The 23,230-nt window shown below is 47.5% G+C and carries 21 protein-coding genes; 10 read left to right on the top strand and 11 right to left on the bottom strand.

Annotation, left to right across the window (positions count from 1 at the left end; genetic code table 11):
• Positions 1-31: 31 nt before the first annotated feature.
• From AB6805_RS10345 to pckA, 4 genes are all read right to left on the bottom strand, one after another.
• A complete protein-coding gene (locus tag AB6805_RS10345) occupies positions 32-1,924 on the bottom strand; it encodes an OmpA family protein (RefSeq protein ID WP_370909349.1) in 1,893 nt (630 codons plus the stop codon).
• Between the two features lie 258 nt (positions 1,925-2,182).
• Positions 2,183-2,809, bottom strand: coding sequence for a 7-carboxy-7-deazaguanine synthase QueE (locus tag AB6805_RS10350; protein WP_370909350.1), 627 nt, complete (start codon positions 2,807-2,809; stop codon positions 2,183-2,185).
• 43 nt (positions 2,810-2,852) lie between these two features.
• Positions 2,853-3,740: a bifunctional methylenetetrahydrofolate dehydrogenase/methenyltetrahydrofolate cyclohydrolase FolD gene (gene folD, locus AB6805_RS10355; protein ID WP_079469351.1), complete on the bottom strand. Its 888-nt coding sequence runs from the start codon at positions 3,738-3,740 to the stop codon at positions 2,853-2,855.
• Positions 3,741-4,004: 264 nt separating this feature from the next.
• Positions 4,005-5,606, bottom strand: a complete 1,602-nt coding sequence (gene pckA, locus AB6805_RS10360; RefSeq protein ID WP_370909351.1) for a phosphoenolpyruvate carboxykinase (ATP) — start codon at positions 5,604-5,606, stop codon at positions 4,005-4,007.
• A 323-nt stretch (positions 5,607-5,929) separates the two neighbouring features.
• Between pckA and AB6805_RS10365 the strand changes: the two genes are divergently transcribed.
• The 6 genes from AB6805_RS10365 (at position 5,930) to AB6805_RS10390 (ending at position 12,304) form a co-directional block, all read left to right on the top strand.
• A complete protein-coding gene (locus AB6805_RS10365) occupies positions 5,930-7,225 on the top strand; it encodes an aminopeptidase P N-terminal domain-containing protein (protein ID WP_370909352.1) in 1,296 nt (431 codons plus the stop codon).
• A 119-nt stretch (positions 7,226-7,344) separates the two neighbouring features.
• A complete protein-coding gene (locus AB6805_RS10370; RefSeq protein ID WP_370909353.1) occupies positions 7,345-8,112 on the top strand; it encodes a phosphatidylcholine/phosphatidylserine synthase in 768 nt (255 codons plus the stop codon).
• Positions 8,113-8,158: 46 nt separating this feature from the next.
• Positions 8,159-8,404: a phosphoribosylformylglycinamidine synthase subunit PurS gene (gene purS / locus AB6805_RS10375; RefSeq protein ID WP_142683702.1), complete on the top strand. Its 246-nt coding sequence runs from the start codon at positions 8,159-8,161 to the stop codon at positions 8,402-8,404.
• A gap of 102 nt (positions 8,405-8,506) precedes the next feature.
• The gene (rsmI, locus tag AB6805_RS10380; protein ID WP_370909354.1) at positions 8,507-9,175 is read left to right on the top strand and encodes a 16S rRNA (cytidine(1402)-2'-O)-methyltransferase; all 669 of its coding nucleotides are present in this window, start codon (positions 8,507-8,509) and stop codon (positions 9,173-9,175) included.
• Positions 9,176-9,254: 79 nt separating this feature from the next.
• Positions 9,255-10,325 (top strand): winged helix DNA-binding domain-containing protein, encoded by a 1,071-nt coding sequence (locus AB6805_RS10385; protein WP_370909355.1) that lies wholly within the window; start codon positions 9,255-9,257, stop codon positions 10,323-10,325.
• A gap of 89 nt (positions 10,326-10,414) precedes the next feature.
• Positions 10,415-12,304, top strand: a complete 1,890-nt coding sequence (locus tag AB6805_RS10390) for a M1 family metallopeptidase (protein ID WP_370909356.1) — start codon at positions 10,415-10,417, stop codon at positions 12,302-12,304.
• A 63-nt stretch (positions 12,305-12,367) separates the two neighbouring features.
• On the opposite strand, the gene AB6805_RS10395 is transcribed toward AB6805_RS10390, so the two are convergent.
• The 5 genes from AB6805_RS10395 to AB6805_RS10415 all read right to left on the bottom strand — a co-directional run bounded on the left by AB6805_RS10395 (position 12,368) and on the right by AB6805_RS10415 (position 15,432).
• The gene (locus AB6805_RS10395; RefSeq protein WP_370909357.1) at positions 12,368-13,375 is read right to left on the bottom strand and encodes a patatin-like phospholipase family protein; all 1,008 of its coding nucleotides are present in this window, start codon (positions 13,373-13,375) and stop codon (positions 12,368-12,370) included.
• A 37-nt stretch (positions 13,376-13,412) separates the two neighbouring features.
• Complete coding sequence (locus AB6805_RS10400; RefSeq protein WP_370909358.1) at positions 13,413-13,979, bottom strand: DinB family protein; 567 nt, start codon at positions 13,977-13,979, stop codon at positions 13,413-13,415.
• Positions 13,980-14,174: 195 nt separating this feature from the next.
• Positions 14,175-14,384, bottom strand: coding sequence for a hypothetical protein (locus AB6805_RS10405; RefSeq protein WP_079469342.1), 210 nt, complete (start codon positions 14,382-14,384; stop codon positions 14,175-14,177).
• A gap of 13 nt (positions 14,385-14,397) precedes the next feature.
• Complete coding sequence (locus AB6805_RS10410; RefSeq protein ID WP_370909359.1) at positions 14,398-14,829, bottom strand: hypothetical protein; 432 nt, start codon at positions 14,827-14,829, stop codon at positions 14,398-14,400.
• A gap of 15 nt (positions 14,830-14,844) precedes the next feature.
• Complete coding sequence (locus AB6805_RS10415; RefSeq protein ID WP_370909360.1) at positions 14,845-15,432, bottom strand: RNA polymerase sigma factor; 588 nt, start codon at positions 15,430-15,432, stop codon at positions 14,845-14,847.
• Positions 15,433-15,521: 89 nt separating this feature from the next.
• On the opposite strand from AB6805_RS10415, the gene AB6805_RS10420 reads away from it, so the two are divergent.
• Complete coding sequence (locus AB6805_RS10420) at positions 15,522-16,406, top strand: cation diffusion facilitator family transporter (RefSeq protein WP_370909361.1); 885 nt, start codon at positions 15,522-15,524, stop codon at positions 16,404-16,406.
• Here the strand turns inward: AB6805_RS10420 and rsmG are convergent.
• Together rsmG and AB6805_RS10430 are read right to left on the bottom strand one after the other, a co-directional pair.
• Positions 16,396-17,025 carry a 16S rRNA (guanine(527)-N(7))-methyltransferase RsmG gene (gene rsmG / locus AB6805_RS10425; protein ID WP_370909362.1) on the bottom strand — a complete coding sequence of 210 codons (630 nt, stop codon included), beginning with the start codon at positions 17,023-17,025 and terminating at the stop codon, positions 16,396-16,398. The genes AB6805_RS10420 and rsmG overlap by 11 nt on opposite strands.
• A 53-nt stretch (positions 17,026-17,078) precedes the next feature.
• Positions 17,079-18,215: a glycosyltransferase gene (locus tag AB6805_RS10430; RefSeq protein WP_370909363.1), complete on the bottom strand. Its 1,137-nt coding sequence runs from the start codon at positions 18,213-18,215 to the stop codon at positions 17,079-17,081.
• A gap of 140 nt (positions 18,216-18,355) precedes the next feature.
• Between AB6805_RS10430 and tgt the strand changes: the two genes are divergently transcribed.
• The 3 genes from tgt to AB6805_RS10445 all read left to right on the top strand — a co-directional run bounded on the left by tgt (position 18,356) and on the right by AB6805_RS10445 (position 23,180).
• Positions 18,356-19,486: a tRNA guanosine(34) transglycosylase Tgt gene (tgt, locus tag AB6805_RS10435; protein ID WP_370909364.1), complete on the top strand. Its 1,131-nt coding sequence runs from the start codon at positions 18,356-18,358 to the stop codon at positions 19,484-19,486.
• A gap of 38 nt (positions 19,487-19,524) precedes the next feature.
• A complete protein-coding gene (locus tag AB6805_RS10440) occupies positions 19,525-20,604 on the top strand; it encodes an LptF/LptG family permease (protein WP_370909365.1) in 1,080 nt (359 codons plus the stop codon).
• Between the two features lie 1,250 nt (positions 20,605-21,854).
• Positions 21,855-23,180: a citrate (Si)-synthase, eukaryotic gene (locus tag AB6805_RS10445; RefSeq protein ID WP_370909366.1), complete on the top strand. Its 1,326-nt coding sequence runs from the start codon at positions 21,855-21,857 to the stop codon at positions 23,178-23,180.
• The last annotated feature ends 50 nt before the right edge of the window (positions 23,181-23,230 follow it).

A 23,230-nucleotide genomic window follows, 5' to 3' on the forward strand; every position in this document is an offset into this window, starting at 1 on the left:
GAAAGACAACCTACGCGCCGATCCCTCCGCTCTACAAGCTGATAATCCGGAACACCGTCCGCCTGTTGGCGGCTCTTCCTTCTTCTGTATCGTTGGTAGCCATCGGGTCGTTTTCGCCGTAACCCTTTGCGGTGAGGCGGTCCAGCGGGATGCCTTTTTCAACGAGGTAGCTTACTACTGCTTTTGCGCGGTTTTGGGAAAGCAGTTGATTGTCTTTGTCGGTACCTACATTATCGGTGTATCCGGCGATCTCGATTTTTATGGTAGGGTTATCCTTCAGCAGGTTTACCAGCTTACTGAGTTCCGTTACGGATTCAGGTTTCAGGTTGTACTGTTTGCTGTCGAAGAAGATATTATGCAATACGATGCTGGCATTGGCAGCCAGTGGCTGCAATGGAATATTTTTTTCGTATGGGATGCCGGGGTTATGTTCTTTCAGTGAAAAATTATCTGAATAAAAGAGATATCCTTTCCTGTTTACGTGCATGGCGTAATCCTTTCCTACGGGCAGTGGCGCGAGGTAGTCGCCGGTTTCATTGGTTTTCACGGTGGCAATGTTATATCCGCCCTGGAGGTCGATGATATCTATGCTGGCCGTTAACCGTTGCTGCGTGAGGGTGTCATACACATAGCCTTTTACGTAGAGTGTTTGCAGGGGGCGTGCTTCCGGATAAAGTTCAAAGCGGTAAATATCGAGTGCGCCGCGGGTATCGGAACGGTCGGAGGCGAAGTAGGCTGTTTTACCATTTGCTTCTACAACCAGCGAGGCGTCTTCATCGATGGTGTTGATCGGGTAACCGAGGTTGGTGGCTGGTCCCCAGCTGCCGTCCGGTTGCCGCCGTGAGTAAAAGATATCGAGGCCGCCATATCCTGGGTGCCCGTCAGAGGCGAAGTACAGTGTTTGTCCGTCGGCATGTATGAAGGGCGTGGTTTCCCTGCCGTTGGTATTGATATTGGGTCCCATTTTTTGTGGTACGCTCCATTGGCCGTTGGGTTGCCGGCTGGTTACAAATATATCTGCACCATGATCTGGTGTTTCACGTGCAAAATAAAGCGTTTGTTTGTCGGCGCTGAGGCAGGGTTGTGATTCCCAGTCGCGTGTGTTAATGGGCGATCCCATATTCTTTGGGGCGGTCCAGCCCGAAGCGGTTTTTTCGGAGTAGTAGAGATCGCAGCTGCCTTTGCCTTCCGGAAATTCGCAGCCTGTGAATACCAGCATGGTACCATCTTGCGAAATGTTTTGTGCGCCTTCATTGAAAGAGGAGTTTACAGGTTCACCCATGTTTTGTGCCGCTGACCAGATATTGTTGTCCCGGTACGTAATATAAAAATCTTCATTGCGGCCATTTACGCGCCTGGTGAAGATCAATGTTTTACTGTCAATAGTTAATGAGGGGAAGTATTCCGGATCTTTACTGTTTACCGGATCACCCAGGTTTTCCGGGTGGAATGGCACTGCCTGTCGGTTGTTGTTAACGGCAAATTCATAATTGACTTTCAGCTTCTCTGCATTTGCACTTTTCGATTTTATGGACGCAATGTATTGATTGATTAACTGTAACGCACCTACGAAATTACCGGTGCCTGCCATCGCTTTAGAATAAGGCACCATCACTGGCCGCAGCCCGCTGCTGTCCAGTTGTTTTAATTTCTCAAATGCGGAAATGGCCGCTGCATAGTCTTTCAGCTCTACATAACACAAACCCATTTGTCCGTATGCATCAGTAAATCCCGGCGCCACTTTTATAGCATCCTGCAGCAATCCGATAGCAGCTTTTGTCTGGTAAGTTCTTACGGCATCAATGGCGCGGTCAAAACTGGCTTTGGCTTTTTTAGGGGCATTTTCATAGGTAACTGTCTGGGCTTGCAACAGCAGCCCGGAGCCCAGCAGGCAAATCAGTATTAACAGGGAGGTCTTTTTCATAGTATGTATTCGCAGTGTAATTAACGAAAATACTGTGAAAATAGTGCGCGCGGATTTTGTCTTTCTCGCTGATTACGCTGATTTTACTGATTACCTGGATTTTTACTTTTGGATTTTTTTGGATTTTTGGATTAATAATTAAGGGAGATAAAAGGGAATATATCCGCTTCAATCTCCCTTAATCCTTTATAAAATCCAAAAAAACAAAATCAAACTAATCAGTAAAATCAGCGTAATCAGCGAGAAAGACAAAATCCGCTATGGGACATTGATATACTTATGGATCTGCAATGACATGGTCCACTCCGGATGATCCTTGATATACTCTGTTATCAGCGGCGTCATTTCTGCGCTGCGTTCCCATTCAGGCTGCAGGTACAGCTTACAGTGTTTGCCGGCTAAGGCTGCATATTTTTCTGCCCAGGCAAAATCTGTTTTATTAAAGATCACCACTTTCAGTTCATGCGCGGCCTTGCAGATTTCCGGCAGGGGCGCCTTAAACTTTTTGGGCGATAAAGTAATCCAGTCCCACTTTCCGCTGAGCGGCGATGAACCGGAGGTTTCAATATGCGTATGAAAACCCTGCTTATGCAGCGAGCGGGTAAGTGCATCGAGGTTGTGGAGCAAAGGCTCACCACCGGTAACCACTGCAATGCGGCCGGGATAGGTAGCAGCTTCGGTTACAATATCGGCAACGGCTACCTGCGGATGCTTATCAGCATCCCAGCTGTCCTTTACATCACACCACACGCAACCCACATCACAACCACCCAGTCTGATGAAATAGGCAGCCCGCCCCTGATGGTAGCCTTCACCCTGGATAGTGTAAAAGCGCTCCATCAGCGGGAGGGTATCGGTACTAATATTTATCGTTGTTACAGACATGACTTACTTCACAAAGGTCCGGTTTTTTTAGTTCCGGCTATATTTAATTCATACTTCCTTTCAAACCAATAGTGGCGTGATAGGTATTTTTGAGTAATGCGGCAATCGTCATCGGACCTACACCACCCGGTACAGGGCTGATATAGCTGCATTTAGGCGCTACTTCGTCAAATTTTACATCCCCTTTCAGGCGGAATCCGCTTTTCCTGGTGGCATCTTCCACCCGGTTAATACCTACGTCCACAATTACAGCGCCTTCTTTCACCATATCCGCCGTCACAAAATCCGGTCTGCCGATAGCGGCAATAATGATATCTGCCTGGCGGCAAATTTCAGCCAGGTTGTGGGTCTGGGAATGGGTAAGGGTAACGGTGCAGTTACCGGGATTGGTATTGCGGCTCAGCAAAATACTCATAGGCGTACCTACAATATGGCTGCGGCCTATCACTACTGCGTGTTTTCCTTTGGTAGGGATGTTGTAATGCTCCAGCATCAGCATAATACCATAAGGGGTAGCAGGAATAAAGGCAGGTAAACCACTTACCATTTTACCTACGTTCATGGGATGGAAACCATCCACATCTTTGCTCGGATCAATGGTGTTGATCACCAGCTCTTCATTAATATGTTTTGGTAAAGGTAATTGTACAAGGATACCATCCACATCCGGATTCTCATTCAGCAGAATGATCTGGTCCAGCAGATGCTTTTCAGAGATCTGCGCATCAAAACGCAGGAGGGTGGAATTGTAACCGCATTCTGCACATGATTTTACTTTGGATGCTACGTAGGTTTCACTTGCCGGATTATTACCTACCAATATGGCTGCCAGGTGAGGGACCTTTTTCCCAGCGGCCTTCAATTCAGCCACCTGAGCGGCTAATTGGGCTTTTATAGCCTCAGAAACGAGTTTACCGTCTAAAATTTGCATGTGCAAAGGTAAGAAAAAGCTGTATGTAATCAGCTATGGGAATCAGCTTTTTAGGGAAGCGCTGCCAGAAGGAGCGGGGAGCTATGGACTTACATCTTCCGAAGATCCAGCAAAACAAGCTCCTGTAAAGGAACTTGCTTTGCTCAGGCATTGCGCCCATCAGGAACTTACGAGTTGTTCAGTGGAAATTATAAGGCAAAACTTAAATATAAATCTTCGTGTTGATGTATACAACGGAAGAGCCAGATCACAGTACTTTATTTATTAAATTTTAGGCGCCGCAGCCAGGATTTCCGGTGCTGCCGCTCCTGCATATTTTTCAAAATTGCGGATGAACTGTCCGGCCAGATCCTTCAACTGCTTGTCATAAGCGGCTTTGTCTTCCCAGGTATTGCGCGGGGCCAGGATGTTGGCCGGAACGCCGGCGCAACGGTCAGGGATCGAAAAACCGAATACAGGATGCGTATGGAATGTTTCCTTATCCAGGCTGCCATTCAATGCCGCGGTGATCATAGCGCGGGTATACGACAATTTCATGCGACTACCGGTGCCATAAGCGCCGCCGGTCCAGCCGGTGTTGATCAGCCATACGTTTACGTTGTATTTCCGCATTCTTTCACCCAGCATCTGTGCGTACTGCGCCGGGTGCAAAGGCATGAACGGCGCACCGAAACAGGCGCTGAAAGTAGACTTCGGCTCTGTAATGCCCGCTTCCGTACCCGCTACTTTAGCGGTGTAACCGGAAATGAACTGGTACATGGCCTGCCCGGGCGATAACCTGGAAACCGGTGGTAATACGCCATAGGCATCACAGGTAAGAAAGAATATATTCTTTGGAATACCTCCGATAGAAGGCTCCATGGCATTGTCGATATACGGCAACGGATAAGACACACGAGTATTTTCGGTGATCCGGCAATCCGCATAGTTCACAGTATTGGTGCCGGGGAAAAAGTTGATATTTTCCAGCAGCGCGCCTTCACGGACAGCATGAAATATCTGTGGTTCCTTTTCTTCAGAAAGATCAATACATTTTGCATAACAACCGCCTTCAAAATTAAAGACGCCGGTCGCCGTCCAGCCGTGTTCATCGTCGCCGATCAGCTTCCGCGAAGGATCGGCACTGAGCGTGGTCTTGCCGGTGCCGCTCAAACCAAAGAAGATGGCCGTGTCGCCGTCATCGCCCACGTTGGCGGAGCAATGCATGCTTAACACATTTTTGTTGTGCGGTAACTCGTAATTCAGGATCGTGAAAATACCTTTCTTAATTTCACCCGTATAGGCGCTGCCACCGATGAGGATGATCTTTTTGGTGAAATTCACGACGGAGAAATTTCCCTGCCGTGTGCCGTCAGTGGCGGGATCAGCTAAACAGCCAGGCGCCTGGATCACGGTCCAGTCGGGGTGCATGTAATCCAGTTCATCTTCCGAAGGACGTAAAAACATGTTGTAGGCAAACAGACTTGACCAGGGCAGTTCTGTAATTACTTTGATGTTGACCCGGTAATCCTGGTCGGCACACGCATAGCAATCACGTACCCATACATCTTTCCCGCTGAAATAACGGGTGATTCTGCTATATAAACGATCAAAATTTTCTTCAGAAATGGGGAGGTTAAAATCGTTCCAGTTAACAGTGTCTGTGGTGATGTGGTCTTTTACAATGAATTTGTCTTTAGGTGAGCGGCCGGTGTATTCGCCGGTATTTACAGCTAATGCCCCTGAATCGGCATATACCCCTTGTTTACGGGCGACCGTTTGCTCCGCCAGTTGCTCGGGTGAAAGTTGGTAATAGACGTTCGTTACGTTCTCTATGCCAAGTCCCCGTAAGTCAGCAACAGGATTCCTTACGCTACTCATTTGCATAAAAGCAAGATTGTTTTGGTGTAAAAGCAAAACTAGCGATTTTTTGATATTGTCAAATTTTATAGGTGTTATACCATTGAAATTTAGAAATTAAATAGTGGTTTGGGGTAGTTGTTGCGATATCTTCAGAATGTCCACTTTTCATTGCGGAATTATCTAAGCAAAATTGAGAGAATATACTATTAAATAATTGTAAGGAAATATTAGTACGATTTTGTCATTTAATGGTGCAGATATTGACCGATTTGCCGGTTCCGGCCATTTTCATATTTCTACCTCCCGAATTTTACATAGGTTTGAAGCCTCATTTGAAATTAAGCGATATGAAGAATCTGCCCTTGGATCCGCAGCTGTTCGTGAAGAACCGCCAGCGTTTTGTGGCTAAAATGCAGCCACAGTCTATAGCTATTATCAACTCCAATGACGAACTGCCCACCAATGGCGACGCGTTGTACAAGTTCAAACAGAATGCTGATCTGTATTGGCTCACAGGCATTGATCAGGAGGATACGATGGTGGTGCTATATCCCGATAACCCCGACCCGAAGTACCGCGAAGTACTGGTGCTGGTACGGCCTAACGAACTAAAGGAAAAGTGGGACGGCCACAGGCTGCGCAAAGACGAGGCGTATGCGGTGTCAGGAATGAATACCGTTGTATGGCTCGATAGCCTGGATGCGCTTTTACAACAGTGGATCAACGAAGCCGCCAACATCTACCTGAATTCCAACGAAAATAACCGCAAGGCAAACCAGGTACCGGTAAAAGACTACCGCTATGTACAGGAAATGAAAGTACGCTACCCGCTCCATAACTACCTGCGTGCAGCCGTTATCTTTAAAGAACTGCGCGCGGTAAAAACACCGGAAGAAATCAAGGTGATGCAGGAAGCAATGGACATCACGGAAAAAACTTTCCGCCGCCTGCTGACATTCATTAAACCCGGCGTATGGGAACACGAAATCCATGCGGAAATTTTACACGAATTCCTGCGTAACCGCTCTGCCGGTGAAGCTTACAGTTCTATCATCGCCTCCGGCGACCGTGCCCGCACCCTGCATTACATCTCTAATAACCAGGAATGTAAGGATGGGGAAGTGATCCTGATGGACTTCGGTGCAGAATACGGCGGATACAATGCGGATCTTACCCGCTCTGTACCGGTAAATGGTAAGTTTTCGCCCCGCCAGCGCCAGGTATATGATGCCTGCCTGCACCTGCATAACTACGCCAAATCCATCCTCCGCCCGGGCATCACCATCGCCAAATACCACGAAATGGTAGGAGAGGAAGCCACTAAACAATTCATAAAAATAGGTCTGCTCACAGAAGAACAGGTGAAAAACCAGGACCCGGAAACACCGGCCTACCGCAAATACCTGTACCACGGTATTTCCCATCACCTGGGTGTGGATGTGCACGATCTCGGCCCTTCCTTCCATCAACCTATCCCGGTGGGCGCTGTAATGACCATCGAACCAGGTATTTATATTGAAGAAGAACAACTGGGTATCCGCATCGAAAACAATATCTGGCTCACCGCCGATGGTAATGTAGACCTGATGAAGAATATTCCTATCACGGCAGATGAAATTGAAGCCCTGATGGCGAAAAAATAAAGGTGTTTTTTTGTGATTATCCTGGTTAGCAAAGATTAAAAGATAGATGATATAATATAATTGTCAATATTCTATCTTCGCTCATCAGGATAATCACAAAATCATCATAATCATAGTTAATGAAACAAATACCGAATATTCTTACCCTATGTAACCTCTTCTGCGGTGCACTGGCCATTATCTGCATACTGCATGCGCCCGAATACCGCGCGGAAATTAACGGTACCGACTATACGATTATCAGCCCTGAACCTGTATACTGGGCATCTGCTCTGGTAGTGATTGCAGGGATTTTTGATTTTTTTGATGGCATGATAGCCCGCCTCCTCAAAGTATCAGGGCCTATGGGCAAGGAACTCGATTCACTGGCCGATGTAGTTACCTTTGGCGTAGTGCCCGGCATGATGTTATACCGCCTCCTGCGCAGCGCTTATTTTCAGCAACCCGACGTTTTCGACGTATCTATTCTCAACCTGGCGCCGGCCTTACTGGTACCCTGTTTCGCTGCTTACCGCCTCGCCAAGTTCAATATAGATACCCGTCAGTCTGAAAGTTTCATTGGCGTGCCCACTCCGGCAGTAGCCTTGCTGGTGGCCTCTTTCCCACTTATTCTTTTATTTAATCCCTTCAACCTGGCGCATTGGTTCCAGAATATCTGGGTATTATATATCACCATTGCCGTGCTCTGCTACCTGATGGTGGCGGAAATACCCATGATCAGCCTGAAGTTCAAAAGCAAAAGCCTGGCACACAACTGGCCCCGCTTCTTACTGATCGGGCTCACCCTGGTGAGCATACCGCTTCTGAAGTTCGCTGCCGTTCCTTTTATATTTATTTGTTACGTAATATTATCGGTAGTGGCGCCGCCCAAAATAGAAGCGGTTTAACATTCTGGATTTTTTGATGTAGGTTTGCGGCAAAATTTCTAGCACAATGACTTTTACTGCACATATCAATGTGATGCCACTGAAAGAATTATTAGACCCGCAAGGTAAAGCGGTAATGAGTGGTCTCAAGAACCTCGGCCTGGGCCAGGTACAAGATGTACGTATTGGTAAACACATTACTCTGCAAATTGAAGCCGCCAGCCAGGAAGAAGCAAGGCAGATCGCTGAAAATGCCTGCCAGAAACTGTTGGCAAACCAGGTAATGGAATCTTTTGAAGTACAAATACAATAATTAATTGCGAATTGCGGATAACGGAGCTGTGGGGAGATGACTGGTAAAGTCTCCGGACTGCATCTCCCCACACTTTCGTAATTCGTAATTCGTAATTAAATTATGAAATTATATCTCGTTCCATCTCCCATTGGCAACCTCGCCGATATTACCTACCGGGCCGTAAAAGTACTCGAAGAAGCTGATCTCATCCTCGCGGAAGATACCCGTACTTCCAGCGTATTACTGCGGCATTACCAGATCAATAAACCCGTTACACCCTACCACCAGCATAATGAGCATAAAATAGTACAACACCTCCTGCAACAGCTGCAGGGTGGTAAAACAATGGCCATGCTCACGGATGCCGGTACACCCGGAGTTTCCGATCCCGGGTTTTTACTGGTAAGGGAATGCGCCCGCGCCGGCGTACCGGTGGAATGCCTTCCCGGCGCCACCGCCTTTGTACCCGCACTGGTAAACAGCGGCATTCCCATGACCCGCTTCGCCTTTGAAGGATTCTTCCCCCTTAAAAAAGGTCGCCACACCCTCTTTACAAAACTGGCTACCGAAGAACGGACCATCGTTTTTTATGAGTCGCCCATGAGGCTGCTCAGAACCCTCTCCGACCTGATCCAGTATTTCGGACCAGACCGCCCATGCTGCGTATGCCGCGAACTCACCAAAATGTTCGAGGAAAATAAACGCGGCACCCTCCAGGAAGTACACGACTACTTCGCTGAAAAAGGCGTAAAAGGAGAAATTGTAGTAGTAGTTCAGGGCGTTGAATAATTATCTTTAACTTCCGGTTGGTTGCTGACATACCGTTGTCACACCCGTGCTGTTGTTTTGTATAACAAATCATTTAGCCATGCCTGTTATTGATATCGCTGCATTAAGACTCCAGCACCAACAGTTGCTCAAAACATCTTTCAAAAAACCACAGGACATAGTAGCCTTCTTCGGCGCCATGCAGGCTCAGGAGCATGCCAACAGCAAATGGGGTATTGGTGCACGGCTCCCCGGCAGCACCGATACAGACATCGAAAAAGCGATCAGCAATAAATCCATTATCCGCACTACCGCCTTCCGCGGTACCCTGCATCTCCTGGCTGCCGCCGATGTACGATGGATACTCCAACTCATTTCGCCCACCATAAAAGCCCGCATGGGCAGCATGATGCGCAAACTGGACATGGACAACGCCCTCCTGCAGAAAACCAATCAATACATCGCCAAAGCACTGCAGGGAGGTAACCACCTTACCCGCAAAGAACTCATCATCCTGCTGCAGGGAAAAGGAATTAATACCGATGACAACCGCATGAACCACATCATTTATCACGCTGCGGCCGACGGAATTATTTGCAACGGTCCCCTCAGCGGAAAACAATTTACCTACACCTTATTAGATGAATGGCTGCCCGGCACAGCAACACTCGACAAACAAACGTCGCTGGTTACCCTGGCCAAGCGCTACTTCATCAGCCACGGCCCGGCTACCTTACCGGACTTTGCCCAATGGGCCGGCTTGTCGCTCACAGATGCCAGAACCGGACTGGAAGGCGCCCAATCCGCATTAAAACCATTGGATGTAAACGGCACGGCCTACTGGATGGCCCCCGGAAAAAAACAAACCACACAAGATACCGCCCTGCTGCTGCCCGCCTTCGATGAATATTTCATCGGCTATAAAGACCGCAGCACACTGATAGACATGCAGTTTGCCAAAAAGGTAATGACGATCAACGGGATCTTCAACCCACTCATGGTGCAGAACGGGCAAATCATCGGCACCTGGAAACGCAGCTTTAAAAAAGACAGTGTCACCATCATGACCGATCCGTTTAAACCACTTAAAAAAGCCACACTCAAAACGTTTGAACCAGCCGCACAACAGTACGCGGACTTTGTCGGGCTCACCCTCCACAGTTTCTCCTGATTTACTTCCGCCGCCCGCATTCATCAAATATCAACGGCAAAATCGCCAAATCATCCTTATTTTAGCTGTTTTAAACCAAATGAAACGGAATGAAGTATCGGGTTACAACAGGTAGCTGTCTGGCCATCGCTTTGCTGGCGGGCAGCTGGTTAAAACTAAGCGCTCAGTCAGACCGCTGGCAGCAGAGAGTAAAGTATACGATGGATGTGAAGGTGGACGCGCCGGCCAATCAGTTCACAGGGCAACAACACCTTGAATATTACAACAACTCCCCCGATACATTAAAGAAAGTCTTTTATCACCTCTACTGGAACGCCTTTCAGCCCGGCAGCATGATGGATGTGCGCAGCCGCGAACTGGGCAAAATTGTAATAGGAAAAGATAAGAAAGGGAATGAACGCCGCGACTGGGATAACCGCGTACGCGACCGCATCTCCCAGCTGAAACCAGATGAAATAGGCTACCAGAAAATCATCTCCCTGAAACGCGATGGAAAACCACAGGACTTCAAAGTAGTGGAAACTATCCTGGAAGTGCCGCTGGATAAGCCGATCCTTCCACACTCCAAAGCCGTTTTTGACATGGAGTTTGCCTCACAGGTGCCGGTACAGATCCGTCGCAGTGGCCGCAATAACGCAGAAGGAGTGGACTTCTCCATGTCACAGTGGTATCCTAAAATGTGCGAATACGATTATGAAGGATGGCACGCCACCCCTTACATCGCCCGCGAATTTTATGGCGTATGGGGCGACTATGACGTAAAGATCACCATCGATAAAAAATACGTGATTGGCGGTACAGGCTACCTGCAAAATCCCGATCAGATTGGCCATGGTTACGAGAAACCAGGCGTCAAAGTAGCGCCTCCTACCGGCAAAACGCTCACCTGGCATTTCATTGCGCCCAATGTACATGATTTTATGTGGGCCGCCGATCCGGATTACAAACACATCACACAGAAAGTGGATGGCTTTACGGCGCACTTCTTTTATATCGACAACGAATACACGCACAATACCTGGCCTCAACTGGCCAAAATGGTACCGGCAGCCTATGCCTATATCAAAGCACATTACGGCGCTTACCCGTATGAGCAGTATTCGTTCATACAAGGCGGCGACGGCGGTATGGAATATCCAATGGGCACGCTCATCATGGGCAACGGTAAAATGGATGGCCTGTATGGTGTAGCCATGCACGAATGGATGCACAGCTGGTACCAGGGAATGCTGGCCACCAACGAAAGCCTGTATCCATGGATGGATGAAGGCTTTACCACCTTCGCGGAAAACAATGTGATCTTTAATACGGTCGACTCACTGAAAGGCCGCGATGCACAGGAAGATGCTTATGCCGGCTATTTTGCGCTGGCAAGAAGCCCGTTCGAAGAACCCGCTACCACACACGCCGATCACTTTAATACCAATTATGGTTACAGTCTTACCGCCTATTCCAAAGGCGCGGTGTTCCTGGAACAGCTGGGGTATGTAATCGGTGCTAAAAACCGCGACAACGGCCTGTTACGCTATTATAACGAGTGGCGCTTCAAACATCCGAACGTAAATGATTTTGTACGGGTAATGGAGAAAGAAAGTGGGATAGAACTGGATTGGTATAAACAATATTTTATCAATGCGGTAAAACATATCGACTATGGTATCGACAGTGTTTTTGCAAAGGGGAATAAAACAATAGTGCGTTTGCGCAGGGTAGGATATATGCCGATGCCCATTGATTTTATGGTAACAGATAAGAGCGGTAATAAAGTGCTGCACTATATTCCGTTGTCAATTATGTATGGCGAAAAACCGAACGAATACCCGGATGTAAAGCGTATAGTCGATCCCGTTTGGTACTGGACTAATCCAGTTTATGAAGTGGAACTGGATACCCCGCTTGGAGATATTAAGGAGCTGGAAATAGATCCCAGTCAGCGTATGGCCGATGTGGACAGAAGTAATAACAAAGCAGTGTCTTAACACACACCAGTAATAAAGCATGCGCCGGGATGTTGTTTGCAAAAGCAGCATCCCGGTATTTTTTTACAGCAGTTGCAACACTTCTGCTGCCCGCTGTTCCCCCGCTTCCATCATTTCTTTCATTGCCTGCGGTATAAATTCGAGTCCTCCCATAGCTACATCCAGTGCTGTTTTTGGACGGATGACATGCAGCTTTACCGTTCTTTTCCCCTTGAACGGGTTAGTAGTAGGAAGATCAAAACACGCATCGATATCAGCAGCAGGGATGCCCTTTTTTTTCAGGTGATCTTTTACAGTATCAAGATAGGTCAGCGACTGGTTGATGAGCTGTGTTATTTCCAGGTCGGTAGCAGCTATTTCATTGGTGCTGTTATCCACCTGTTTTTCGAGGATATCGAGTAAGTTTTTGAATAAGATATCGTCTTCGCCGGGTATTTCCGGGGTGAGCAGGATAACATAGATTTCGGCGGCGCCTTTTTCTATGGCCAGTTTAACGGGATGATAGTGGGCGCCTCCTGCATTGGTGAACTGCTGCACATGATCGGGAAGGGAAGCCACTTCCACCGGCGGCATAAACACCGGCATGCTGCAGGATGCCTGCATGGCTTCACGGAATGTGTAATTGTCGTGCAGCGATATAACGTCATAATCCTTCTTCACCATATCCGTACCTGACGGGGAAAAGTAGGTGATACGATTGGTTTGCAGGCAGCGCGCGGCCACAAATACTTCTTTGTTCAGCTGTTGCAGCGCCCGGAAGCGGACGTCAGTAAAGATGTTGGTAATTTTATGGGTAAGGGCGGTGGCGTTGTAAAGAGAGTTGTTTTGGGGGAAGCGTTGCAACATGGTACTGGTGCTTACCAGGTCGGCGGTGGTGTTGCTGGTGAACAATTTTTCCAGCAAGCCAATTTCTCCCAAAGCTGCAAGCGGAGCAATTAATGCGCTGATACCAGTGCCACAAAAAAAGTCGAATGCAATGGCCGGTTGTTGTGAATAGAGGTACTTCAGGGCGCCAACAGCAAAAGCTGCCCTGGAGCCGCCGCCGCTGATGACTAACGCAGTTGTAGCCATGATGATTTTTTAAGTAGGAACAATTTAACCTAAAAAATCAGAATATCAGCTGCTGTAATTGGTTCTGCCAGGTGTGGCCCTGTAATTCCTGGTCCTTTAATTTGTTCAGGTGATGTTCATTATGATGCGCAATGTAATACAGCATCTCGCGGATAGTAATTTTTCCGAGCAGGGGATGCGGCAGGCGGTATTTGTCCAGGTCACTTTCCGACCAGGCAGCCAGTTTGTTGATCAGTTTATTTTTCTGGAGAAGAAAACCTTGCAGTAACGCCGGTCGCTGCGCAGGATAGATCACCCCGGGCTGATAGGCCCTGGTAGCCTTTGCGCCGGCATCCAGTATCCGCTCATAATCAGCCACCAGCTGGTCATACGACCGTGATGGCATGGCGCTGGTGCCGAAATACAGCAGGGTTACTTTGGGAAATCCCATGGCGCTGCTTACGGGCCTGATGGATTTGGTGAGATGATCGAGCTGCTGGCCGGCAGACCACTTACCGTAAGGGGATGCGGTAAAACGTATATCCGGCAACGTATTCACAAAATCCACGAAGTTATCGAAACTGGTATTTAAGAGAGATTTGATCTCGTGCTGGTTCAGGTACATAGGAAACAAAATTTAGAGGGTTTCAAATACACAATACCTGGCTTTGTAAACAATATACCCGGGCCGCTGCATTCTCTTTGAAGTTACGTCAGATTTGCGAACCGGCCAATAGCATATTACATATAAAATGAATTTATGTATAATAAAACCGCCACATGGCCCGGGAATATTGATTTGCTGTGGAAAAATCTCAGATTATTCCAGCACAGCGCATTCAAAACCTTGTTTTTGAACGAATTCTATAATAATATTCTCTTCCACCTGTAAGTCGGCAATGCGTAATACTTTATCGCAGTCGTCCAGGTCTACATGGCATGACCCAACGGGAAAGCTGGAAGCAATGGCCTGGATCATCTGCTGGCGCTCCTCCAGGCTGCCTATATTGGTTTTGAATATTCCTATCATCGCACAAATGTTTTTAGTGTGATTCTTTTTCTTCGTTTTTAGGTTGTTCAGGGTCACGGTCACGGTCCCATCTGCTGTCCGGATCACGATGCCAGTCGTCACGTTTCCATGCGCCAAACCCGGTTCTGCAGCGGTTGCGCAGGTGTTCTCTCATTTTCTCCTGTTCTTCCGGCGTCATGTTCGCCATCCTGTCTTTCAGGCGGGATTTCCATTCCCGGCCACGGTTAAATTTATCGTGATGGTTATGCCATCCAAAAAGTAACTTACCCAGTAACATCAGGCCAAGCGCCTGCCAGAAAGTAATGACCGGCCCGTGGAACAGTTCAGGGATCAGGCAGTTCCATAATAGCATGGTGGCAAATCCCACAACTGTAACAAACAGCACTCCCATTATCACAAATTTGAGCACCTGTAGTCCTCTTCTTCTGCCAAAATTGTTTCTCATATCTTTTTAATTAAATCAGTCGTTAAGTAATTCGTTGTACAGCTCTGCCAGGCGTTCCCGCAGGAATAGCACTGCATAACGTTTGCGTGACAAAAGGGTATTTACCCCGATGCCGGTTTCTTCACTCATTTCCTTAAAGGATTTCCCCTCCAGTTCGTGCTGCAGGAATACCTGCCGCTGATCGGCCGGTAACTCATCAATGGCCTGCATAATGGCTTCCGACATAATCTTTTTCGCCATCGGAGTGTCTGCCTCCATGTTTTTGTCGGAAAGTAGTTCGGGGAGAAATAGCACTTCTTCGCCCTCTATCTCGCGCGTGAATTCGGAAAAAGGAGTTTCTTTCTTCTTACGGAACCAATCGGTAATCTTATTCCGGGTTACGGCAAAAAGCCATCCGGTGATAGAATCTACCTGGCTTCCCAGGCGCAGGTATTCGGTAAACTGATAGAAAACATCCTGTAAAATATCCTCTGCATCGGACGCATTATTTACCCGTTGCCGGATAAAATGCAGCAATCGCTTGCGTTCCTGCTTCACGGTTGCCTGTATGCGTTCGTTTTGCTCTATGGCCATAATGCTATTTGTAAGGACCAGCTGTTTCATCTTAATAAGGATGACGAAGCAGCGAAGCGGATATTTTATAAGGACGAAAAAAAATCTTCTTAAATTACGTACAAGGAAATCAGTCGTTTATGCATGATCATGCCCACGCTCATACGCCGGCACTTAACAACGCCCAGGTTAACAGGGCTTTCATATGGGGTATTTCCCTCAACCTGGCTTTTGTGGCGGCCGAGTTTATCGCCGGTTTCCTCACCCATTCCCTGGCCCTCATGGCCGATGCCGGGCATAATCTCAGCGATGTGGCCAGCCTGGCCCTCTCACTGCTGGGTTTCCGCCTGGTTAAAATCACCTCCAACCCCGGCTATACCTACGGCTACCGCAAAAGTACAATTCTTATCTCCCTGTTTAACGCTATGCTGCTGCTGATTGTGGTAGGCGTAATCGGGTATGAGGCTATCCGCCGTTTCAGCCAGCCCTACGAAGTACCCGGAACCCCCATTGCCATTGTAGCAGGCATCGGTATTTTCATCAATGCCTTTACGGCCTGGCTGTTTTTCAAAGACAAAGAAAGAGACCTGAATATAAAAGGAGCCTACCTCCACCTGGCTGCCGATGCCCTGGTATCTATGGCAACCGTAGTTGCCGGTATCCTGATCATCTACACAAAATGGTATTGGCTGGATCCCCTGCTGAGTATAATAGTTATGGTAGTAATTGTAATCGGTACCTGGGGGCTGCTGCGCGATAGCCTGCGCCTGTCGATGGACGGGGTGCCCAAAGACATCGACTTACAGGAAATAAGGAAAAAGGCACTGGCCGTGAAAGGGGTGAAAGATATTTATCATATTCATGTGTGGGCGATCAGCACTACCGAAAACGCTTTAACTGCCCAGGTAACCATAGATCCGCAGCTGGACGCTGCCGGCACAGAAGCTTTGAAGAAAGAACTGCGCCATGAACTGGAACACCTGGGCATCCACCACACCACACTGGAAACCGGGTTTAGCTCTTAGCCAATACCACAAATTTCTCCTTAAAACTTTCTTCCGGGAAAATATCATACACCTTTACCAGGCGTGGCTTTAAGCCGCTGTCAGAAATTTCCTGGGCCAGATCCCCGCCCTTCAGGCAAATCAGCCCCTTCTCAAACTGCTTACCAGGTACGGTGGATTTCTTTAATACATGCTTGCTCCAGCGCCAGAGATCTCCCAAAGGAGCCACAGCACGGGAAATCACGATATCAAACTTCCGGTTCTTGATGTCTTCCACCCGGCTGTGCGCCGCAGTAACGTTTTTCAGCTGCAGCGCTTCCGCTACCCCCTCCACTACCTTGATTTTTTTACCGATAGAATCTACCAGGTGAAATTGTACTTCCGGGAAAAAGATGGCCAGGGGAATACCCGGGAATCCGCCGCCGGTACCCAGGTCCAGGATTTGGGTGCCTGGCTGGAACTCCGCTATAGCGGCTATACTGAGAGAATGTAATACGTGTTTTTCATATAAGGCGTCTATATCTTTACGGGATATCACATTGATCTTTTCGTTCCATTCCTGGTATAATCCCTGCAGTGCCTCAAACTGCGACAGCTGTCCCGGTGTGAAGTCGCTGAAATACTTTAAAATAACTTCCATGCGGCAAAAGTAAAGCAAAAGCAAATAAGCAGAAAGCTATTGCCTGCTGCTTATTACCATTTATTTTTTGACTTGAAAAGCAAAGCGGGTGTGAAGATGATATAATATAACACCATGAAAATGTCCATCAGCCAGCTGAATTTAAACAAATCGCTTTCATCCAGCCTGCGCATGGCGGCGTAAGTAATAATGGACTGTATCAGCACTTTCCCGGCGAAAATTCCCAGCACATACCAGAGCATGGGCGGCGGGAAAAATAAAGCGAAAATAAACGCCGGGTAAAAAAGGAAATGTGTCAGCGAAAATAGTCCCAGCACAAACTTATGACCGAAACGGTAATGCTTGCCGGTAGACATATGCCGGGTTTTTTGCTGGAACCAGCTTCTCCAGCTCAGCTTAGGCTCAGAGTAGGTAAAAGCCTGTTTGTCTATTACCACCCCCACATTTTTCCGGTTGGCCGCCGTGTTCACAAATAAATCATCGTCCCCGCTGGCAAGATGCTGGTGGCTCGTAAAACCCTTGTGTTTAAAGAACAGCTCTCTTTTATAGGCCAGGTTACGGCCTACACCCATATAAGGCATACCGCTCATGGCAAAGGAAAGATGCTGAAGCGCGCTGAAAAAGGTTTCATACCGGATGATCTTATTCAGGAACCCCGGTTTTTTATGATAAGCGCCGTATCCCAGCACAATTTCCTTCTTATCGGTAAAGCCCTGGCTCATCAGCGACAGCCAGTAGGTGCTGCCTGGTTTGCAATCGGCATCCGTAAGCAATACCTTTTCAAACTGGGCCCCCTTCAAACCGATGGAAAGCGGGTATTTCTTGCCGGGAATGAATTTGGCCGCCTGCTTGATCTCTATATGCCGGTAATGTGGATAACCCGGCTCAATGGAGCGCAGGTAGTACTTGGTGTCGTCCTCAGAGTTATCATTTACCACAATCACCTCGTATTCGGGTTTCATGTGCTGGTGATAACGTTGTTGCAGTACCCCCGGCAGATTCTTCTGCAGGTTCAATTCTTCATCCTTGGCACAGATGATAACCGAGAAAGGCCCGTCCGGTGCATGGTCCAGGTCAAATTTACGTCTATAGAAAGCTACCCGGGAAAACACAAAAAGAAAATAAATGATCTGTATCCCGGCTATGGCAGCAAAAGAGTATAAGGCAATTTCACCTAGATGGTCTAGCATAATGACCGCAAAAATATAATATTTTTATTATCTGTAAAAGAATTAATTATGAACATTGGAGAGATTGTCTCCCGCAGCAAAATCCACCAGCTTCGATCTTCGCTTCATTTCAATATCTTTGCGGCCTGAAATATCGACGAGTGAATTTTGAACTGATAACTACAGATAGCGGCAGCAATGCCAGGGCCGGGAAAATCACCACTGCCCACGGGGAAATAGAAACGCCCATTTTTATGCCGGTAGGCACTGTTGGCAGCGTAAAAGCGGTTACACAGGAACAGCTGCGTGCAGATGTACAGGCTCAGATCATTCTTGGCAATACCTATCACCTTTATTTAAGACCCGGCCTGGAAGTGTTGTCGCTCGCCGGTGGCCTGCATAAATTTAATGGCTGGGACCGGCCCATCCTCACCGATAGCGGCGGATACCAGGTGTTTTCCCTGGCGGCCAACCGCAAAATCAAAGAAGAAGGCGTGGTTTTTCAGTCGCACATCGACGGCTCCCGCCACCTCTTCACGCCCGAAAATGTAATGGATATCCAACGCACCATCGGAGCCGATATTATCATGGCCTTTGATGAATGCCCGCCCTATCCGTCGGAATACCGCTATGCACGCAAGTCGATGGAACTCACGCACCGCTGGCTCGACCGCTGCATCACTCGCCTCAACGACACCCAACTTGCCTACGGTCACGAACAAACCCTGTTCCCGATTGTACAGGGCAGTACCTATAAGGATCTCCGCAAAGCCTCCGCGGAATACATTGCCTCCCGCAATTGCGCCGGTAATGCCATCGGTGGCCTCAGCGTTGGAGAACCGGAAAATGAAATGTACGAAATGTGCGGACTGGTATGCGAATCACTGCCCGCCGACAAACCCCGTTACCTGATGGGCGTAGGCACCCCCTGGAATATCCTGGAAAACATCAGCCTCGGCATCGATATGTTCGACTGTGTAATGCCCACCCGCAACGGCCGTAACGGAATGCTGTTCACCTGGAACGGCGTTATCAACATCCGGAACAAAAAATGGGCAACCGACTTTAGTCCCGTGGATGCCAACAGCCCCTGCTTTGCCACCAGCACCTACTCAAGGGCCTACCTGCGACACCTGTTTGTAGCCGGCGAAATTTTAGGCATGACATTAGCCAGTATCCACAACCTGGCCTTTTACCTGGAACTCGTGAAGGAAGCCCGCAAACAAATATTGGCCGGTACTTTCGCTACCTGGAAAACCGGGATGATCAATCAGCTGAAAACACGCCTGTAAAAGTCCGGACTATAAAATAAACTAATATCTTTGGGGTCATGACTAAAATTGACTGGTACATTTTACGCAAGCTCATAGGTACTTTCATTTACTCCCTGATGATATTCCTATTGATTTCTGTAGTGATCGACACTACGGAAAAGGTGGATGACTTCATGAAGCATCACCTGTCGCTGCATGAAATCATAGTGGATTACTACTTTGGCTTTATCCCGCATATCCTGGCGTTACTGTTTCCGTTGTTTATATTCCTGTCGGTTATATTTTTTACTTCCAAGATGGCCTACCGCTCGGAGATCATCGCTATCCTGGCTGCCGGCGTAAGCTTTCGCCGTTTTCTGCGTCCCTACTGGATGGGCGCCTTCCTGTTCGGTGGTGTACTCTGGCTCGCCAACTACTGGGTAGTTCCTAACGCCAACCGCATCCGTACCAGCTTTGAAAATAAATACCTTCATAGTCACGACGACGAGAAATCACAATACGACCGCACCACCCGTATCGATAGCTTTACCTATGTAACGTTCGGTACTTACGATCCCAACTATAAAAGCGGGAGCAATTTTGTACTGTCTGTTGTGAATAAACAATCCATGACTTTCAAACTTAAAGCCGACCGTATCAGCTGGGATTCCACCGCCAAAAAGTGGAAACTGGACTACGTATCCATGCGCACCATGAACGGCCTGAAGGAAACCTGGACCAGCAAACAGGATACCCTGCTTAAAATACCCCTGGTCCCCAAAGACCTGGTCGACGAAAAGAATATCCAGGAAGCCATGACCACGCCCGATCTCCGGCGATACATCCAGCGGGAAAGCATCCGTGGCGCCGAAGGACTTAATACCTATTGGGTAGAATACTACAGGAGAACCTCCGCCGCCTTCGCAGTAGTAATCCTTACCCTGATCGGTGGCATCATCGCCGCCAAGAAGGTGAGGGGCGGAAGTGGATTGCACCTGGCAGTAGGTATTGTGATCAGCGCCAGCTACATCATATTCCTCCAATTTGCCACCGTATTTTCCGTAAAAGCAGACCTGAACCCGCTGCTGGCGGTATGGATACCCAATATTTTGTTCGGCGCGCTTGCGTTCTACCTGTATCGCCAGGCCCCCAAATGACGCGGAGCGGAGATTTTAGCGGAGGTTGTCTTGAGCACTGATTACGCTGATTTTGCTGATTGACTTTTGAGATTTGGGGAGATGGAAGCGGAGGTTGTCTTTCTCAGGATTCCCTTGATTTTACTGATTGACTTTTTGAGATTTAGATTTTAGCGGAGGTTGTCTTGGGCGCTGATTACGCTGATTTTATTGATTGATTTTTGTGATTTTGGCAGGGATTTGGGAAGATTAGTACGCTGGTTAGATTTTAATTCGTCTATTGGTTTTTCTCTGGGGAATTGGTTTAATTTCGTTTTTATGTGATTTTTCGGAAAATTCAGTGGAATTAAAAGGCTTTTTACCATCACTATTCCATAAATAATTTTAAAATACGGGTTGTATTTACCAGTAGTGATTGCCTGAATGCTGGTGAGTCATTTTCACAGTTATATTAGCACACCGGTTCACTTATATGGTAGCACTGCGTCTAAGCGCCATATACTTTTTCGTCTGTAAGGCCCTGCCATAAAAGATCTTAGCTTCAAGTCCACGTCACCTCCACATCACCTCCACATCACCTCCGGGTCATCAGCATATATTAAGCATGTATCAAGCATCTTTCAAGCATATGCTAAACCTATGCAAAGTAAAAATGAAGTATTCCACAGTCACTATCAATCCTATCTTATTCAACCTTTATTCAACCCTAATTCAACCACCATCCTCCTCCCATTTCATTCAATAAAATTTACCTATCAATTTCCCTGAAAATTCCAAACTTCCCTCAAAATCACAAAAATCCAATCAATAAAATCAGCGTAATCAGCGCCCAAGACAACCTCCGCTTCCATCTCCCCAAATCTCAAAAAGTCAATCAGCAAAATCAGCGTAATCCTGAGAAAGACAACCTTCGCGACAACCTCCGCTTCCATCTCCCCAAATCTCAAAAAGTCAATCAGCAAAATCAGCGTAATCAGTGCTCAAGACAACCTCCGCTAAAATCACCGCTATTTTTCTTTCAATATTTTCAATTCATTCTGAAAATTTTACATTTCTTTAACGTCTATATAGATGTGTTATATATTATATTCGTAAGCGGCTTGTGGATATGTTGTTAACGAAGCTCACTGCGACTATATCGCCTTACTTTTTCATCCGGGAATCGTTGTTAATTTGGCATTAAATACCACGAAAGGGTGGTAACTTCGTTAACAAATCATTACTTTTGACTATTGATCGATTTTGTTTTCATTAATAACAATAGCAGTAAAATGGGGTACATAAAAGAGAAATTCAAGGTTAAAGCAGATGAACTTAACATTGAAGTAAAAGACCTGGTAAAGAATCACGGCACCAAGAAAATTGAGGAGGTAACACTGGCACAGGTTTATCAGGGTATGCGCGGTATAACCGGCCTGGTAACAGAAACTTCCCTGCTGGATGCCAATGAAGGAATTCGTTTTCGCGGATATTCCATCCCGGAATTAAGAGAACACCTGCCAAAAGCACCAGGTGGCGCAGAACCTTTACCCGAAGGTTTATTTTACCTGATGCTGATCGGCGAATTGCCTACTGAGGCAGATGTACAATATCTGTCCAGCATGTGGGGCCGCCGTTCTCATGTACCCAACCACGTTTTTGATGCTATTGAAGCACTCCCGATCACAGCTCATCCCATGACCATGTTCAATGTGGGCATCATGGCGCTGCAAACAGAATCTGCTTTCGCACAGGCTTACTCAGAAGGAATTAATAAAAAAGATTACTGGAGCTATACCTATGAGGACACCATGAACCTCATTGCCCGTCTGCCACGTATTGCAGCATATGTTTACCGCCGTAAATATAAAGGTGGCCAGCATATTCAGCCAAACGGCATGCTCGACTGGGCAGGTAACTTTGCACACATGCTCGGTTACTCCGATGAAGGTTTCAAAGAACTGATGCGCCTTTACATGGTAATCCACGCCGACCACGAAGGTGGTAACGTGAGCGCACACACGACGCACCTGGTAGGTTCCGCACTGAGCGATGCTTACCTGTCGTTCGCCGCCGGTATGAACGGTTTGGCGGGTCCGTTACACGGCCTCGCTAACCAGGAAGTGATCAAATGGATCCTCCAGATGCGTGAAGAACTGGGTGGTGGCGTTCCTACCAAAGAACAAATTGAATCCTACGTACGCAAAACCTTAGCCGATGGTAAAGTAGTACCCGGTTACGGTCACGCCGTTTTACGTAAAACAGATCCTCGCTTCACCGCACAGATGGAGTTTGCCAAAAAACACCTGCCAAACGATGAACTCGTGAAAATTGTATGGCAAGTGTATGAAACCGTGCCGCCAATCCTGCAGGACCTGGGCAAGGTAAAGAATCCATGGCCTAACGTAGATGCTCACTCCGGCGCATTGCTGGTACACTACGGCCTGGTGGAATATGAATTCTATACCGTGTTGTTTGGCGTATCCCGCGCATTAGGCGTACTGGCTTCCCTTTGCTGGGACAGGGCGCTCGGACTTTCCCTGGAAAGACCGAAATCTGTTACCACCGAGTGGATGAAACAGTTCGTGGAAGGAAAAGTAGATGCAATAGCCGAATAGTTTTATAATTGTTTTTTTAGTAAAAGAGGCAAGTGGTGAGTTTTTACCAC

The sequence above is a fragment of the Chitinophaga sp. RCC_12 genome (assembly GCF_041360695.1).
GTDB lineage: Bacteria > Bacteroidota > Bacteroidia > Chitinophagales > Chitinophagaceae > Chitinophaga.

Bases quoted from the DNA above. Each gene is read 5' to 3' on its own strand.
- pckA (WP_370909351.1), bottom strand. From the start codon at position 5,606: ATGCAAATGAGTAGCGTAAGGAATCCTGTTGCTGACTTACGGGGACTT.
- AB6805_RS10390 (WP_370909356.1), top strand. From the start codon at position 10,415: ATGAAGTATCGGGTTACAACAGGTAGCTGTCTGGCCATCGCTTTGCTG.
- AB6805_RS10430 (WP_370909363.1), bottom strand. From the start codon at position 18,215: ATGCTAGACCATCTAGGTGAAATTGCCTTATACTCTTTTGCTGCCATA.
- AB6805_RS10370 (WP_370909353.1), top strand. From the start codon at position 7,345: ATGAAACAAATACCGAATATTCTTACCCTATGTAACCTCTTCTGCGGT.
- rsmI (WP_370909354.1), top strand. From the start codon at position 8,507: ATGAAATTATATCTCGTTCCATCTCCCATTGGCAACCTCGCCGATATT.
- folD (WP_079469351.1), bottom strand. From the start codon at position 3,740: ATGCAAATTTTAGACGGTAAACTCGTTTCTGAGGCTATAAAAGCCCAA.
- AB6805_RS10400 (WP_370909358.1), bottom strand. From the start codon at position 13,979: ATGTACCTGAACCAGCACGAGATCAAATCTCTCTTAAATACCAGTTTC.
- AB6805_RS10350 (WP_370909350.1), bottom strand. From the start codon at position 2,809: ATGTCTGTAACAACGATAAATATTAGTACCGATACCCTCCCGCTGATG.
- AB6805_RS10410 (WP_370909359.1), bottom strand. From the start codon at position 14,829: ATGAGAAACAATTTTGGCAGAAGAAGAGGACTACAGGTGCTCAAATTT.
- AB6805_RS10405 (WP_079469342.1), bottom strand. From the start codon at position 14,384: ATGATAGGAATATTCAAAACCAATATAGGCAGCCTGGAGGAGCGCCAG.
- AB6805_RS10365 (WP_370909352.1), top strand. From the start codon at position 5,930: ATGAAGAATCTGCCCTTGGATCCGCAGCTGTTCGTGAAGAACCGCCAG.
- purS (WP_142683702.1), top strand. From the start codon at position 8,159: ATGACTTTTACTGCACATATCAATGTGATGCCACTGAAAGAATTATTA.
- AB6805_RS10420 (WP_370909361.1), top strand. From the start codon at position 15,522: ATGCATGATCATGCCCACGCTCATACGCCGGCACTTAACAACGCCCAG.
- AB6805_RS10445 (WP_370909366.1), top strand. From the start codon at position 21,855: ATGGGGTACATAAAAGAGAAATTCAAGGTTAAAGCAGATGAACTTAAC.
- AB6805_RS10395 (WP_370909357.1), bottom strand. From the start codon at position 13,375: ATGGCTACAACTGCGTTAGTCATCAGCGGCGGCGGCTCCAGGGCAGCT.
- AB6805_RS10415 (WP_370909360.1), bottom strand. From the start codon at position 15,432: ATGAAACAGCTGGTCCTTACAAATAGCATTATGGCCATAGAGCAAAAC.
- AB6805_RS10385 (WP_370909355.1), top strand. From the start codon at position 9,255: ATGCCTGTTATTGATATCGCTGCATTAAGACTCCAGCACCAACAGTTG.
- rsmG (WP_370909362.1), bottom strand. From the start codon at position 17,025: ATGGAAGTTATTTTAAAGTATTTCAGCGACTTCACACCGGGACAGCTG.
- AB6805_RS10440 (WP_370909365.1), top strand. From the start codon at position 19,525: ATGACTAAAATTGACTGGTACATTTTACGCAAGCTCATAGGTACTTTC.
- AB6805_RS10345 (WP_370909349.1), bottom strand. From the start codon at position 1,924: ATGAAAAAGACCTCCCTGTTAATACTGATTTGCCTGCTGGGCTCCGGG.